This is a genomic window from Streptomyces sp. NPDC003284 (assembly GCF_053589675.1).
Map to the genome: position 1 here is coordinate 40,115 of NZ_JBSFSI010000013.1, position 14,137 is coordinate 54,251.

The following is a 14,137-nucleotide window of genomic DNA, read 5'->3' on the forward strand; positions in this document are numbered from 1 at the left end:
ACCGGAAGCCGGGGGACCGGGTGGCGCGGCGGTCAGGGGCGCGCCACCTTCCCGGCCGACCCGTCGTCACGGCGCCGTGCGTCCTGTGTCGTGTCCCGTCCGGGGCTGCCTGAGCCGGATTGCCGGTGGGTGCGGTTAGCGTCGGGGGAGTCGGGTCGGGCACAAGGCTGGCAGGGCTGGAGGCGCCGTGACGGAGCGGCAGGAGCAGACGGCGGGCGACGCCGTGCTGACGCGGATCGGTCAGAGCGTCATCCTGCACCACGCCGGTGACCGCGAGGAGGCGCGCGGGCGCTTCCTCGCGCTCTGGCACGAGCTGGGCGAGGACGGCGACCCGCTGCACCGCTGCACCCTGGCCCACTACCTGGCCGACACCCAGGACGACCCCTCGGACGAACTGGCCTGGGACCTCAGGGCGCTGTCCGCCGCCGAGGAACTCACGGGCGAGCGCCGCCCGGGGCACGAGGGCGCCCCCGCGGTCCGGGCCCTGTATCCGTGCCTGCACCTGAATCTGGCCGCCGACTATGTGAAGCTCGGCCGCAGCGAGGCCGCCCGCAGCCATCTGCGCCGCGCCCGCGGCACGGCCGCCTCCCTCGCCGAGGACAGCTACGGCGACGGCGTCCGCGCGGCCATCCACCACCTGGAGCTGCGGTTGGGCGAGGACGGCCCGGCCGGACCGGGCGAGGACCCGGGCGGACCGCCCCGCCAGCGGTCGTAGCGGCGGGCGGCCGGGCGCCGCGGCAGCGCGGGCGCGGCGGATGCGGACACAGATGCGGACACAGATGCGGACGCAGAAGTGGACCCGGACGTGGACACGGAAGCGGGGTGCGTGACCGGGCCGGGGCCGCTCAACGCCCGTAGGTCCGGCCGCAGATCTTCGCCTCCGGACTGCCCGGACGCCAGTGGCCGTACTCCTTGCCGAGGGCGCAGATGCCCGGGTTCGCCGGTACGGCGTGCCGGGCGGCGGGCGTCGTGTGCCGGGGCGCGGGCGGATGCGGCGGCCGGGGCGCGGTCTTGTGGCCGGAGTCGGAGTCGGAGCCGGAGTCGGGGCCGCCGGGGGCGGCGGAGCCCGGTGCCGGGTGCCGGTCCCGCGCCGTGGCCCCGGCCGCGGCGGGTGTCGCGGGCGCCGCCGCCGGGGTGTGTGTGCGCGGGCGGGCGTCCGGGACCGTGGGGCCGTCGGAGGATCCGGCGCGTTCCAGGGCCTCCCGGGCGGGTGCCTGGACGGCGCGCGGTCCGGTGCCGCCCTCCGGGCGCGGGGCCGGTCCGGCCGCGGAGGCCGTCGCCGGGACACCGGAAGGTGGCCGCTGGACCGTGACGCAGCCGGTGAGGGCCGAGACGGCCAGGGTGATCAGGAGCGTTGCGGCGGTCGTCGTTCGATGCACCCGCGCCACTCTGCTGCCCCGGCGGGCCGCATGACCTGCGGACGGCCGCAGGATGCCCCGCACGGGTGATGTCCCGCCCCTCGGGGAGTGGCCGCGGTGCGCGCGGGTGACGCCGTGGCGCGGGCCGCACCGGGCGACGGCCGGGTCGGGACCCCCGCCCGCCACGCCGTACGGCGCTGCCGCGCGACGCGGCGCCCCGGCGCCGGGCTCAGTCTCCGGTCGCGCCGTCGATGCGCTCGCGGAGCAGGTCGGCGTGGCCGTTGTGGCGGGCGTACTCCTCGATCATGTGCGTGTAGATCCAGCGCAGGTTGAACGGGTCGGGGCTGGACCTGTGGCGGCCCTCGGAGAGGTCGTCGAGGCTCAGCCCGGCGGCGATGCGGCGCGCGGCGTCGATCTCCGCCTGCCAGGTGGCGTGGGTGTCGGCCCAGGTGTCGGCGGCGGTGACGCGGAAGTCGCCGTCCGGGTCCTGGTCGTCGTAGTGGATCGGCGGCGCGTCCTCGCCCGCCATCACCCGGCGGAACCAGCCGCGCTCCACGTCCGCCATGTGCCGCACCAGTCCCAGCAGGGTCAGCCCGGAGGGCTCCGCGGACACGGTGCGCAACTGCTCGTCGGTCAGGTCCTCGCACTTCCACGCCAGTGTCTGCCGGTGGTAGTCCAGCCAGCCGTCCAGCATGGCGCGCTCGTCGGCGTTCTGGGCGGGCTCGCGGCGTTCGGTCGTCGTCATGCGCCGATCCTCGCGCAGGTCAGACCCTCGCACCAGGTGTTTTCCCCCCGCCCCCGAGCATGCCGCCCAGCAGTTCCCGCAGGCCGGTCCGTACGTCGTCGAGTTCCGGGGGCCGCGCGTGGAAGGTCCCGGCCACGCACGAGAACATCAGCCCGTCCGCCCAGGCGACCAGGGACAGCACATGCCGCTCGGGGTCCGTGGAGCCCATCGCCGTGACCAGCGCGGTGAGCTGGTCGCGGAAGCGGGCGCCCGCCGCGTCGAAGGGGGCGCGCAGCTCCGGGCGGCGGGTCGCCTCCAGCGCCAGTTCGTAGCGGGCGAGGGTCAGCCTGCGGTTGCCGGTGAGCGCGCGATGGGTGGCGAGCGCCAGGCCGTCCACCAGCGAGTCGAGGCCGCCGGTCCGCGGATCCGGCATCTCGTGCAGCGCCAGCACCCGGGCCTCCCGGTCGGCCAGCCGCCGTACGGCCAGCTCCAGCAGCGCCTGCCGGGTGCGCGCGATGTTCGACGTCGATCCCTGCGGGAGCCCGGCCGCCTCGTCGACGGCCCGGTGCGTCAGCCCGCGCATCCCGCGCTCGGCGAGCAGCGCGAGGGCGGCGTCGGCCACGCGGTCGGCGCGGGTGGCGGGGGCGCCGGTGGCGTCGGGGCCAGCGTTGTCGGGCCTCTCGGGCCTCTCGGGCCTCTCGGGCTTCTCGGAGCTGTCGGCGCGCGGGGCGGGTGCGTCGGGAGCGGGCATGGAGATCAACCTACCGGCCGACTACGCCCGTAGTGCGTCTCACTACATCCGTAGTACGGTCGGGGTGACCCAGTGCTACTACAGATGTAGTCTCGATCGTGCGGGAGGCAGCCATGTCCCAGTCCGGAGCCCCGAACCCGTCCGCGGGCCTACCCCCGGCCGTCGTCGTCATCGGCGGCGGCATCGGAGGGCTCGCCGCCGCCGCGGCCCTGCACCTGTCCGGCCGCCGGGTCACCGTGCTGGAGCGCGCCCCCTCGCTGGAGCCGGTCGGCGCGGCCATCTCCCTCTCCCCGAACGCCCTGCGCGCCCTGGACGTCCTCGGCGTCGGCGACCGGATCCGCGATCTGGCGGCCTGGCAGGGCGACGGCGGGCTGCGCACACCCGGCGGCCACTGGCTGGCCCGCACCGACGCCGCGGCGGCGGCCGCACGCTTCGGCGGCCCCATCGTGCTGCTGCCCCGGGCCACGCTGGTCGAGGTGCTGGCCGCGCTGCTGCCGCCCGGCACCGTCCGTACCTCCGTGGACGCCCGCCTCGCCGACCCCGGGGACGCGCACCGGCCGGCCCGGGTGACCACACCCGACGGCGAACTGGAGGCTGACCTGGTGGTCGCCGCCGACGGCATCCACTCCGCGTCCCGGCGGACCCTGTTCCCGGACCACCCCGGGCCCGTCCACTCCGGGTTCACGACCTGGCGCGTCATGATCCCGGTACCGGGCGCCGTGTTCCCCTCCCACGAGACCTGGGGCCGCGGCTGCCTGTGGGGCACCCACCCGCTCAAGGACGGCCGGGTGTACGCGTACGCCGCGGCCCGGACGCCCGCCGGGCAGCACGCCGACGACGAACGCGCCGAACTCCTGCGCCGCTTCGGCCACTGGCACCACCCGGTTCCCGCCGTCCTCGCCGCCGCCCGTCCCGAGGACGTGCTCCGCCACGACGTGCACCACCTCGCACCGCCGCCGCCCGCCTACCACCGCGGCCGGACCGCTCTGCTCGGCGACGCCGCGCACGCCATGCCGCCCACCCTCGGCCAGGGCGGCAACCTGGCCGTCGAGGACGCCGTGGTCCTCGCCCACCACTTCGATGACCTGGCCGCCTACACCACGGCCCGGCTGCCCCGGGCGACCGCCCTCACCCGCCGGGCCGTCCGGGTCGCCCGCGTGAACATGACGGGCGGCCGCGCCGGTGCCGCCCTGCGCGACGCCCTGCTCACCGCCGTCTCCAGGACCGTGCCGGGAGCGCTGCTGCGCGGCTTCGACGGCGTCGCCGACTGGCGCCCTCCGCAGCCGCCGTATGCTGCGGTGCGGGCGGGGCTGACACCCGCCGCCCGAAGGAACGAACACGGCTGAACGCGAACGGACGGCGCCGGACGGCGACGCACGCGGCAGCCGGTCGAGCGACGACGAAGGAGCGCACGTGAAGGTCGGCTGCATCGGACTGGGCGACATCGCGCAGAAGGCGTACCTGCCGGTCCTCGGCGCGCAGCCCGGCGTCGACCTGCACATCCAGACCCGGACGCCCGCCACCCTCCACCGGGTCGGCGACAGCCTGCACCTGCCCGCCGAGCGCCGCCACGCCGACCTCGGCTCCCTGCTCGCACAGGGTCTCGACGCGGCCTTCGTGCACGCGCCCACCGCCGTCCACCCCGAGATCGTCACCCGGCTCCTGGAGGCTGGTGTCCCCACGTACGTCGACAAGCCGCTCGCCTACGAACTCGCCGACTCCGCCCGCCTGGTGGCGCTCGCCGAGGAGCGCGGCGTCGGGCTCATGGTCGGCTTCAACCGGCGCTACGCCCCCGGGTACGCGCAGTGCGCCGAGCACCCGCGCGAGCTGATCCTGCTCCAGAAGAACCGGGTCGGGCTGCCCGAGGAGCCCCGCACGATGGTCCTCGACGACTTCATCCACGTCGTGGACACCCTGCGGTTCCTGGTGCCGGGCCCGGTCGACGACATCACCGTGCGCGGCCGGATGCGGGACGGGCTGCTGGAGCACGTGGTGCTGCAACTGGCCGGGGACGGCTTCACCGCGCTCGGCGTGATGAACCGGCTCAGCGGCTCCGCCGAGGAGATCCTGGAGGTCTCCGGGCAGGACACCAAGCGGCAGGTGGCCAACCTCTCCGAGATCGTCGACCACAAGGGCCAGCCGACCCTGCGGCGGCGCGGCGACTGGGTGCCCGTCGCCCGCCAGCGCGGCATCGAGCAGGCCGTGCTGGCCTTCCTCGACGCCGTGCGCGAGGGACGGGTGCTCAGCGCCCGGGACGCGCTGGAGACCCACGACCTGTGCGAGCGTGTGGTGCGGACGGTGCTGGAGCGCTCCGGCGCCGCCGCCTGAGCACCTCCCGCACGCCCTCGTGCGCCCCCACCGCGGCCAGCACCAGCAGCGCCGCGTGCACCGGCCAGTCGCCGAGGCGGACGTACGGGGTGACACCGTGCGCGACCGGTACCTCGTACACCCGGGCGGTGCTGTCGCCGGTGCCCAGCCAGGGGCCGATCCGCCGCCCGTCCGGGCCGTAGACGGCGGACACGCCGGTCAGGGTGGCGTGCACCATGGGCCGTCCGGTCTCGGCGGCCCGCAGCGCGCCGAGCGAGGCGTGCTGCTCGGGCGCCCAGCTGTGCTGGAAGGTCGCGGTCGACGACTGGGCGAGCAGCACCCCGGCGCCGTCCCGCGCCAGATGGCGGCTCATGTCCGGGAACGCGGTCTCGAAGCAGATCAGCGGGCCGATCCGCAGCCCGTGCCCGACGTCCATGACCACCTGCTCGGTGCCCCGCCTGCGGTTCTCGCCCGCGGCCTTGCCGACGGAGGTCGCCCAGCCGAGCAGTGAACGGGCCGGGATGTACTCGCCGAACGGGACCAGCCGCATCTTGTCGTACCGCTCGCCGGTCGGGCCCTGCGGTCCGACGAGCACGGAACTCTTGTAGATCCCGGGCCGGTCGGAGCGCCGGGCGTCCACATTGACCAGGACGTCGGCGCCGACCTCCCGGGAGAGGGCCGCGATCCGCCGGGCCAGGTCGGGCCGGTCGGCCAGGTCGAAGCCGACGCTGCTCTCGCCCCAGACGACCAGGTCCACACCGTGCCCCGCGAGACCCCGGGTCAGCTCCTCCTCCCGGTCGAAGCGCCGCTCCCCGCTGTCGGCGCCGTCGACCACGCCCGGCTGCACCACCGCGACGCGGACCTGGCCGTCGACGGCGGGGCGCGGCGCCCACACCCACGCGGCGGAGGTCACCGCGGCGGTCGCGGCGAGCCCGGCCACCGCGGGCACCCGCACGCCGCGGGCCGCCACGAGCAGGGCGAGGGCCACATTGACGGCCACCACCAGGAAGCTGAGCAGCCACACCCCGCCCACCGAGGCCAGGCGCAGCGCGGGCGCCACCTGCCACTGGCTGGCGCCCAGCATCCCCCAGGGCCCGCCGAGGCCCTGCCAGGACCGCACGAGTTCCGCGGCCAGCCAGCCCGAGGGCAGCACCACGAGCGCCGCCGCGGCCCGCCCGGCGGAGGGCCGTCCGGCCAGGAACCGCCGCACCAGCCACCCCCAGGGCACCCACAGCACACCCAGCAGCGCCGCGAGCACCACGGTGAACACATGCAGGCTGGGCAGCAGCCAGTGGTGCACGGCCAGCATGTAGCCCAGCCCGCCGCACCAGCCGTCGTAGACGGCCCGCCGCGCGGTCGGCGCGGACCGCACCAGCAGGATCCACGGCACCAGCGCGCCGTAGGCGAACCACCACAGCGCGGGCGCCGGGAAGGCGAACATCGGCAGCGCCCCCGCGAGCACGGCGAGCACCCCGCGCCGCCAGGGCGAGTCGAGCCAGCGTCCGAATCTCTCCATAGGGCGCCCTCCTACCCGTCGACGGCCCCGGTCACCCGGTGATCCACGGATGGATCCAGTGTGCGCTCCCCACCGCCCCACGCCCAGGCCACGGGCCGGGAGGACGGACCGGACAGCCAGGGACACAGCGGGCGAGGCGGCCGCCCGCGACGGGGGGACGTCCCGGATATTCGCTGGCCCCGCCGGGTACGGCCGCCGATGCTGGGCGCGTGAACGATCAGTCTCCCGAGCCGATGCCCCGCTTCGGTGTGCGCGCCCGCCACACCGCGTCCACGGTCACCGTCTACCAGGCCTACCACCCGCAGATCGGCGGCCCGGCCGCCCGCGACGGCCGCTTCCCCGCCGCCTGGAAGCGGGACCGGATGACCTGGATCAAGCCGTCGTTCCTCTGGATGATGTACCGCTGCGGCTGGGGGACCAAGGAGGGGCAGGAGACCGTCCTGGCCGTCGAGATCGACCGCGGCGGGTTCGAGTGGGCGCTGCGGCACGCCTGCCTCTCGCACCACGTGCCGTCCCTGCACGGTGACCGTGACTCCTGGCGGGCGCGGCTGCGGCAGGCACCCGCGCGCGTGCAGTGGGACCCGGAGCGTGACCTGCGGCTCGCTCCGCTGCCGTACCGCTCCCTGCAACTCGGGCTCGCCGGTGAGGCCGCGGCCCGGTACGCGGACGAGTGGATCGCCGGGATCGAGGACGTCACCCCGCTCGCGGCCGAGATCCACGCGCTGGTCCGGTCGGGTGAGCCGGAGCGGGCGCGGGCCCTGCTGCCCGAGGAGCGGCCGTATCCGCTGGACGACGAGGTGCTCGCGCACCTGCGGGCCTAGAATGATCACAGGCGGGCCGGCTCCGGCACGGTCGGCGTGAGCGGATCGGAAGGGAACCGGAGGTCGGCATGAAGCGACTCGTGACGGTCGTCACCGGGGGCAGCCGGGGCATCGGCGCCGCGGTCTGCCGGCGGCTGGCCGGCGACGGGCATGACGTGGTGATCGGCTACGTCCGTGACACCGGCGCCGCCGAGGCCGTCGCCGACGAGGTGCTGGAGGCCGGGGCGCGCAGCGTCGCCGTGCGGGTGGACACCTCCGTGGAGGCCGATGTCGAGCGGCTGTTCGCCGTGGCGGAGGAGCGGCTCGGGCCGGTGACGGGGCTGGTGAACAACGCCGGTGTGACCGGGCCGCTGGGCCGCCTCGCCGACGCGGACCCGGCCGACCTGCGCCGGGTCGTGGACGTCAACCTCACGGGCACGCTGCTGTGCGCGCGCCGCGCGGCCCAGCTGATGACCCCGCGCGGAAGCGGTGTGATCGTGAATGTGTCGTCGGCCGCCGCCACGCTCGGCAGCCCCGGCGAGTATGTGCACTACGCGGCGACGAAGGCCGCCGTCGACGCGCTGACCCTGGGGCTCGCCAAGGAACTCGGCCCGGACGGCATCCGCGTCAACGCGGTCGCGCCCGGCATGATCGACACCGAGATGCACGCGGCGATGGGCGACCCGGACCGGGCCCGCCGTGCCTCCGGCGCGATCCCGCTGCGCCGCCCGGGGCGGGCCGAGGAGATCGCCGCCGCCGTCGCGTGGCTGATGTCACCGGACGCCTCCTACGCGTCGGGAGCGGTGCTGCGGGTGTCCGGCGGGCGCTGAACCGGGCCGGGGCGCGCGCGGGGCGCGGGGCCGCTGTGCCCGTGGGGCGGCGCGGCCGGTGCGCGCGGCGGGTGGCCGGGCCGGTCAGGCCGCTTTGATCACCCGGCCCCGGATGGCGGCGGCCCACTCGACCACCAGCAGTTCGTACTCCGCGCGCTCCTGGGCCGACAGGGACCCGCCCGCACGCAGCCAGAGCGCCCGGATCTGCTCGTTCAGCTCGGCGGCGGACCGCACGGAACCAAGGGCCATGGAATCGGGGGACATGCCCCAAGCCTAGGGGCAAGCACTGACACAGCGCTACCGGACGGCTACAGGAACCGTAGGGAGTCGGTCACCTGTGCGAGGCCGTCCCGCGTCTGCGGGCCGCTCACTCCGCCGACTCGGCCGCGTGCGGGCTGAGTACACCGGCCGTGACCAGACCGATGATGACCAGGCCCAGCGCCACCCGGTACCAGACGAACGGCATGAAACTCTTCGTCGAGATGTAAGCCATGAACCAGGCGATGACCCCGTACCCCGACGCGAACGCGATCGCCGTCGCGAACAGCGTCGGCCCCCAGACCACCTGGCCGGTCTCCATCGCGTCCTTCAACTCGAAGACTCCGGAGGCCAGTACGGCCGGAATGGCCAGCAGGAAGGAGTAACGGGCCGCCGCCTCGCGCCGGTAGCCCATGAAGAGGCCGCCGCTGATGGTGGCGCCGGAGCGGGAGACGCCCGGGATCAGCGCCATCGCCTGGCAACAGCCGTAGATCAGACCGTCCTTGACGCCCAGGTCGCGCAGGGACTTGCGCTGCTGGGGCGCCCGGTGCCGGCCGCCCTTCTCGTCGCGCGCCGCCGTCCGGTCGGCGATGCCGATGATCACACCGACCACGACGAGCATCGTCGCCGTGACCCGCAGATCGCGGAACGGCCCCTCGATCTGGTCCTTGAGCGTCAGCCCGAGCACCCCGATCGGGACGGAGCCGACGATGACCAGCCAGCCCATGCGGGCGTCGGGGTCCGCGCGCATCGACCGGTCGAAGAGCGAGCGGGACCAGGCGGCGACGATCCGCCCGATGTCCTTGCGGAAGTAGATCAGCACGGCCGCCTCCGTGCCGATCTGGGTGATCGCCGTGAAGGCGGCGCCGGGGTCGTCCCAGCCCGAGAAGGCCGCCGTCAGCCGCAGATGGGCGCTGGAGGAGACGGGGAGGAACTCGGTCAGCCCCTGGACGAGTCCGAGGACGAGCGATGCGAACCAAGACATGGGGGTACGGAGTCCAAGCGCCGAGCGGGCAGGGGCGACGGGCGCACCGGGCCGCCGTGTGCCGCGGGCAGGGCCTGGGGTGCCGAGGGGCAGCGTAGCGGTCCGACATGACGGAAAACCCACCGGGGCTTTACCAGCCGTTTACGAAAAGGTGTGCACCTGTTCGGCTCGGTGCTCCGCTCCCGGGCTCAACGCGCGCGCAGATGATGCCGCTTGCGCCAGGCGACCACCGCGCCCGCCAGGGCCGGTACGGCGATGCAGGCCATCGCGACGAGGAAGGCCGGGGAGGTGGGGGTGGCGGCACGGGCGCCCGCGACCGCGTAGGCGGCGGTGTTCGGGACCGAGCCGACCGCCGTGGCCAGCAGGAACGCGGGCCAGCCCATGCGGGAGACGGCCGCGCAGTAGTTGGCGGCCCAGAACGGCACCCCGGGGAACAGCCGGGCGGCCAGCATCGAACGGAACCCGTGCCGGCTCAGCTGCCCGTCCGCCGCCCGCAGCAACCGGCCGCGCAGCAGCGGCCGGAGCGCGTCCTGCCCGAGCACCCGGCCGAGCCCGAAGGCGATCTGGGCGCCCAGGACCGTACCGGCGAGCGCCGCCGCCAGTCCCGCGCCCGAGCCGAACAGCGCTCCGGCGGCGAGGTTCAGCAGCGGGCGCGGCACGAACGCCACCGTGCACACGCCGTACGCCGCCGCGAACAGGAGCACGGCCGCGAACCCGCCGAGCTGCGGCGGCCAGCCGTGCGCCAGCAGTCTCTGCGGCTGGAGGAGCAGGACGCAGGTCCCGGCCGCCGCGAGCAGCGCCAGCAGCAGGGACAGCCGCGACCACGGCGACAGCAGCACCCGCGCGCAGCGGGCGGACACGGTGAGGGAGACCGGCGCGGCCGTGAGCACGGCGGCGCCCGGCTCCGCGGTGGTGGCCCGGGGAGAGGCCGTGGCGGTGCCCCCAGAGCGGTTGGTGGCATCGAGCATCCGGTGACATTAACCGACGGGTGTGTCTGATCGCCGTACGGTTCGTCTCACCCATGTCACAGACGCCGGTCCGCGCGTGGGCGCCCGGGTGGCGCCGCGGGGCCGAAAACCATTCGACGCGCGCCGGTCGTCCGGCGATGATCGGAGCATGTTCCGGCACGCCTTCCTCCTCGCAGCATCCGCGGTCGCGGATGCTCCGAAGGCTGCCGTCCGGATCCTCACGGCCGCGGTCGACGGCGCCCGAAGCTGACCCTCCCCGGATCGTCCGGCGGACCCCGCAGGGGGAGGGTCGGCGCTCTCCCGGGGTCCCGTCACACTTCTCACCGGCTTCGAGGTACACCCATGTCCAAGACGGCGTACGTCCGCACCAAACCGCATCTGAACATCGGCACGATGGGCCATGTCGACCACGGCAAGACCACGTTGACGGCCGCCATCACCAAGGTCCTGGCCGAGCGCGGCGGCGGCACGTTCGTGCCCTTCGACCGCATCGACCGGGCGCCCGAGGAGGCCGCCCGCGGCATCACCATCAACATCGCGCACGTCGAGTACGAGACCGACACCCGGCACTACGCGCACGTCGACATGCCCGGCCACGCCGACTACGTCAAGAACATGGTCACCGGGGCCGCGCAGCTCGACGGGGCCATCCTCGTCGTCTCCGCGCTCGACGGGATCATGCCGCAGACCGCCGAACACGTGCTGCTCGCCCGGCAGGTGGGCGTCGACCACATCGTCGTCGCGCTCAACAAGGCCGACGCGGGCGACGACGAGCTGACCGACCTGGTCGAGCTGGAGGTCCGCGACCTGCTCACCCGTCAGGGCTACGCCGGTGACGCGGTACCGGTCGTCCGGGTCTCCGGACTCAAGGCACTGGAGGGCGACCCCCGCTGGACGGCGTCGGTCGAGGCGCTGCTCGACGCGGTCGACACCTATGTGCCGATGCCCGAGCGGTACCTGGACGCGCCGTTCCTGCTGCCGGTGGAGAACGTGCTCACCATCACCGGCCGCGGGACCGTCGTCACCGGTGCCGTCGAGCGCGGCACGGTCCGGGTCGGCGACCGGGTCGAGGTGCTGGGCGCCGCGACCGGGACGGTGGTCACCGGCCTGGAGACCTTCGGCAAGCCCATGCAGGAGGCGCAGGCCGGGGACAACGTGGCGCTGCTGCTGCGCGGTGTCCCGCGCGACGCGGTCCGCCGCGGGCACGTCGTGGCCGCCCCCGGCAGCGTGACGCCGCGACGGCGGTTCACCGCTCGGGTGTACGTGCTGTCGGGCCGCGAGGGCGGCCGGACGACACCGGTGGCCACCGGCTACCGGCCGCAGTTCTACATCCGCACCGCGGACGTGGTCGGCGACGTCGACCTCGGCGAGGCGGCGCTCGCGCGGCCCGGGGACACGGTCACCATGACCGTGGAGCTGGGGCGCGAGGTGCCGCTGGAGCCGGGTCTCGGCTTCGCCGTCCGGGAGGGCGGCCGGACCGTGGGGGCCGGGACGGTGATCTCCGTGGAGTGAGGCCGCGCGCGGTCCTGTGAGCGGGGCGGCAGCGGTGTGGGAGCGGGGGTGGTGGGAGCGGGCCGCCCCCGCTCCCACCGGCTGTCCTGGTCCGGTGCCCGCCCCGGCACAATGGGGGAGTGACCGAGCCCATACCCGTGAGCCGTGCCGTCGACCACGGGACCGCCAAGCTGATGCCCGACGTCGACCGCGAGCGCGCGTGGCTGCTGACGGTGGACGGGGCGCCGCAGTCGTACGTCGACCTGGACGCGCCCACCCATCTGGAGTTCGAGTACGCGCGCAGGATCGGGCACGTGCTGGACACGGTGGCCGAGGAGGGCCGGCCGCTGGACGTGCTGCACCTGGGCGGCGGCGCGCTCACACTGCCCCGTTACGTGGCCGCGACCCGGCCGGGCTCGCGCCAGGACGTCGTCGAGGCCGACCGGGGTCTGCTGGGACTGGTCGCCGAGTGCCTTCCGCTGCCCGCGGGATCGGGCATCGCGCTGCACGCGGCCGACGCCCGCGCCTGGCTGGAGAGTGCCCCTGCGGACTCGGTGGACGTGCTGGTCGCGGACGTCTTCGGCGGCTCCCGGGTCCCGGCGCACCTCACCTCCCTCGGCTGCGCGCGGGCGGCGGAGCGGGTGCTGCGGCCGGGCGGCGTCCACGTCGTCAACCTCGCCGACGCCGCGCCGTTCACGTTCCTGCGCTCCCAGCTCGCCACGCTCGCCGAGGTGTTCGAGGAGACGGTGCTCATCGCCGAGCCCGCGGTGCTGCGGGGCCGCCGCTTCGGCAACGCGGTGCTCGCCGCCGCGCACCGCCCGCTCGACACGGCCGCCCTGGCCCGGCGCACCGCCTCGGACACCTTCCCCGCCCGGGTGGAACAGGGCGCCGCGCTGCGGAAGTTCACGGGCGCCGCCCGCCCGGTGCGCGACGAGGACGCCGTGGCGTCCCCCGAGCCCCCGGGCGGGGCCTTCGGCATCGGCTGACGGCCCGGTGGCCGCGGCGGTGCCGGTGGGGGCTCAGCCGCCGGTGGGCGTTCCGTGCAGGCGGACCGTGGCGAGGACCTTCATGACGGTCGCCTCGGGCACCTCGTCCTTGACGCCCTTGACCCCGTAGAAGTTCCAGGACACGAAGTCGCCGTTGATGTTCTTGAAGCCGAAGGTGAGCGCCTTCCCGTCGGTCGCGCACTTGCCCTTCATCGGCGTCTTCGTCGACCGCGCCCAGGCGATGCTGCCCTGGATGCCCGAGGTGGTCCTGAAGGGCTTGGCCTTCTTGTCGAAGGTGAGGCTCTTCTTGTCGGGCTGGGTGAAGCCGCCGTAGACCCACCAGGGCACCGTGTTCACGGCGACCTCGTCGGTGTTCTTCGCGCCGTCGGCGCCCTTGACGCCCGCCGTGGCCAGGGACGTGTCCTCGGTGCGCCCGTCCTTGTCGTCGTCGGACGTGCACCACTTGGACTTGTCCTGGGCGACACCGGACATGACCGCGAGCAGCTTGCCGGTCTTGTGGTCCTCGAACCCGACGCCGACACCGGGGGCCTTGACCTCCCAGTCAGCGGGCACGTCGAAGGCGACGCCCCACTTCGGGTTGACGACCACCTTCCAGCCGGCGACCTGCGGCTTCTCGGTCTCGTTGCCCCGGGGGTTGTCCTCCGAGGGGGCGACGGAGGGGTCGTTCCGGGCGGCGGAGGAGGCCGGGGCGGAGACCGAGGGGCTCGCCTTCTGGTCGGTGGACCCGCCGTCCGCCTTGTCGTCCTTCTTGCCCCCGAGGACCAGGAACCCGGTCACACCGGCGGCCACCACGACGGCCGCCGCCGCGACGATGGCGACGACCTTCGTCCGGTTCCCGCCACCGCCGCCGTTCCCGCCACCGCCGACCGGCGGCTGCGGCGGCACCGGGGCGCCCCACTGCGGCTGCTGCGGAGGCGGCGGCTGCTGCTGCGCGTAGGGGTTGGGCTGCTGGTAGCCCGGCTGCTGATACGGATTCGGCTGCTGGTACCCCGGCTGCTGGTACGGGTTGCTCTGCGGGTCCTGCGGGTTCTGCTCGCCCCCGGGCGGCTGCTGTCCTGGCCACATGAGCAACAACCCTAGGGCGCCGGGGACACGATTCGGTCACCGGCCCTTGTCAGGGACGTACCAGAAAGGGGACGGCG

The 14,137-nt window shown here is 74.8% G+C and carries 15 protein-coding genes; 7 read left to right on the plus strand and 8 right to left on the minus strand.

The genetic code is table 11. The features are described 5' to 3' along the window. Window positions 1–187 precede the first annotated feature (187 nt). Entirely contained in the window at window positions 188–715 is a 528-nt protein-coding gene (locus ACWDYF_RS25070) for a hypothetical protein (RefSeq protein ID WP_381740514.1), read from the plus strand. 130 nt (window positions 716–845) lie between these two features. On the opposite strand, the gene ACWDYF_RS25075 is transcribed toward ACWDYF_RS25070, so the two are convergent. From ACWDYF_RS25075 to ACWDYF_RS25085, 3 genes are all read right to left on the minus strand, one after another. Next, window positions 846–1,379, minus strand: coding sequence for a hypothetical protein (locus ACWDYF_RS25075; protein ID WP_389471828.1), 534 nt, complete (start codon window positions 1,377–1,379; stop codon window positions 846–848). Between the two features lie 208 nt (window positions 1,380–1,587). Beyond that, window positions 1,588–2,103 carry a DinB family protein gene (locus ACWDYF_RS25080; protein WP_389471831.1) on the minus strand — a complete coding sequence of 172 codons (516 nt, stop codon included), beginning with the start codon at window positions 2,101–2,103 and terminating at the stop codon, window positions 1,588–1,590. A gap of 19 nt (window positions 2,104–2,122) precedes the next feature. After that, window positions 2,123–2,833, minus strand: a complete 711-nt coding sequence (locus ACWDYF_RS25085) for a TetR/AcrR family transcriptional regulator (protein ID WP_389471834.1) — start codon at window positions 2,831–2,833, stop codon at window positions 2,123–2,125. Between the two features lie 113 nt (window positions 2,834–2,946). Between ACWDYF_RS25085 and ACWDYF_RS25090 the strand changes: the two genes are divergently transcribed. Together ACWDYF_RS25090 and ACWDYF_RS25095 are read left to right on the plus strand one after the other, a co-directional pair. Further along, window positions 2,947–4,179: an FAD-dependent monooxygenase gene (locus ACWDYF_RS25090; protein ID WP_389471837.1), complete on the plus strand. Its 1,233-nt coding sequence runs from the start codon at window positions 2,947–2,949 to the stop codon at window positions 4,177–4,179. A gap of 67 nt (window positions 4,180–4,246) precedes the next feature. Next, window positions 4,247–5,161, plus strand: a complete 915-nt coding sequence (locus tag ACWDYF_RS25095; protein WP_389471840.1) for a Gfo/Idh/MocA family protein — start codon at window positions 4,247–4,249, stop codon at window positions 5,159–5,161. Here the strand turns inward: ACWDYF_RS25095 and lnt are convergent. Continuing rightward, window positions 5,076–6,656 (minus strand): apolipoprotein N-acyltransferase, encoded by a 1,581-nt coding sequence (gene lnt, locus ACWDYF_RS25100; protein WP_389471843.1) that lies wholly within the window; start codon window positions 6,654–6,656, stop codon window positions 5,076–5,078. The two genes, ACWDYF_RS25095 and lnt, sit on opposite strands and share 86 nt — an antisense overlap. A gap of 233 nt (window positions 6,657–6,889) precedes the next feature. Here lnt and ACWDYF_RS25105 point away from each other — a divergent pair, with 233 nt between their 5' ends. Both ACWDYF_RS25105 and ACWDYF_RS25110 read left to right on the plus strand, forming a co-directional pair. Next, window positions 6,890–7,477 (plus strand): DUF4291 domain-containing protein, encoded by a 588-nt coding sequence (locus ACWDYF_RS25105; protein WP_389471968.1) that lies wholly within the window; start codon window positions 6,890–6,892, stop codon window positions 7,475–7,477. Between the two features lie 68 nt (window positions 7,478–7,545). Next, a complete protein-coding gene (locus ACWDYF_RS25110; protein WP_381740502.1) occupies window positions 7,546–8,286 on the plus strand; it encodes an SDR family NAD(P)-dependent oxidoreductase in 741 nt (246 codons plus the stop codon). A gap of 84 nt (window positions 8,287–8,370) precedes the next feature. On the opposite strand, the gene ACWDYF_RS25115 is transcribed toward ACWDYF_RS25110, so the two are convergent. The 3 genes from ACWDYF_RS25115 to ACWDYF_RS25125 all read right to left on the minus strand — a co-directional run bounded on the left by ACWDYF_RS25115 (window position 8,371) and on the right by ACWDYF_RS25125 (window position 10,497). Continuing rightward, on the minus strand, window positions 8,371–8,550 hold the full coding sequence (locus ACWDYF_RS25115) for a hypothetical protein (RefSeq protein WP_037874387.1): 180 nt from the start codon (window positions 8,548–8,550) through the stop codon (window positions 8,371–8,373). A gap of 103 nt (window positions 8,551–8,653) precedes the next feature. Then, complete coding sequence (locus ACWDYF_RS25120; RefSeq protein WP_389471847.1) at window positions 8,654–9,529, minus strand: undecaprenyl-diphosphate phosphatase; 876 nt, start codon at window positions 9,527–9,529, stop codon at window positions 8,654–8,656. A gap of 188 nt (window positions 9,530–9,717) precedes the next feature. Beyond that, entirely contained in the window at window positions 9,718–10,497 is a 780-nt protein-coding gene (locus tag ACWDYF_RS25125; RefSeq protein WP_381740499.1) for a TVP38/TMEM64 family protein, read from the minus strand. Between the two features lie 342 nt (window positions 10,498–10,839). Between ACWDYF_RS25125 and tuf the strand changes: the two genes are divergently transcribed. Beyond that, window positions 10,840–12,009, plus strand: coding sequence for an elongation factor Tu (tuf, locus tag ACWDYF_RS25130; RefSeq protein ID WP_381740497.1), 1,170 nt, complete (start codon window positions 10,840–10,842; stop codon window positions 12,007–12,009). Window positions 12,010–12,128: 119 nt separating this feature from the next. Then, the gene (locus tag ACWDYF_RS25135; protein ID WP_389471850.1) at window positions 12,129–12,974 is read left to right on the plus strand and encodes a spermidine synthase; all 846 of its coding nucleotides are present in this window, start codon (window positions 12,129–12,131) and stop codon (window positions 12,972–12,974) included. Between the two features lie 33 nt (window positions 12,975–13,007). Here the strand turns inward: ACWDYF_RS25135 and ACWDYF_RS25140 are convergent, their stop codons facing one another. Continuing rightward, a complete protein-coding gene (locus tag ACWDYF_RS25140; RefSeq protein ID WP_389471853.1) occupies window positions 13,008–14,060 on the minus strand; it encodes a hypothetical protein in 1,053 nt (350 codons plus the stop codon). Between the last annotated feature and the right edge of the window lie 77 nt (window positions 14,061–14,137).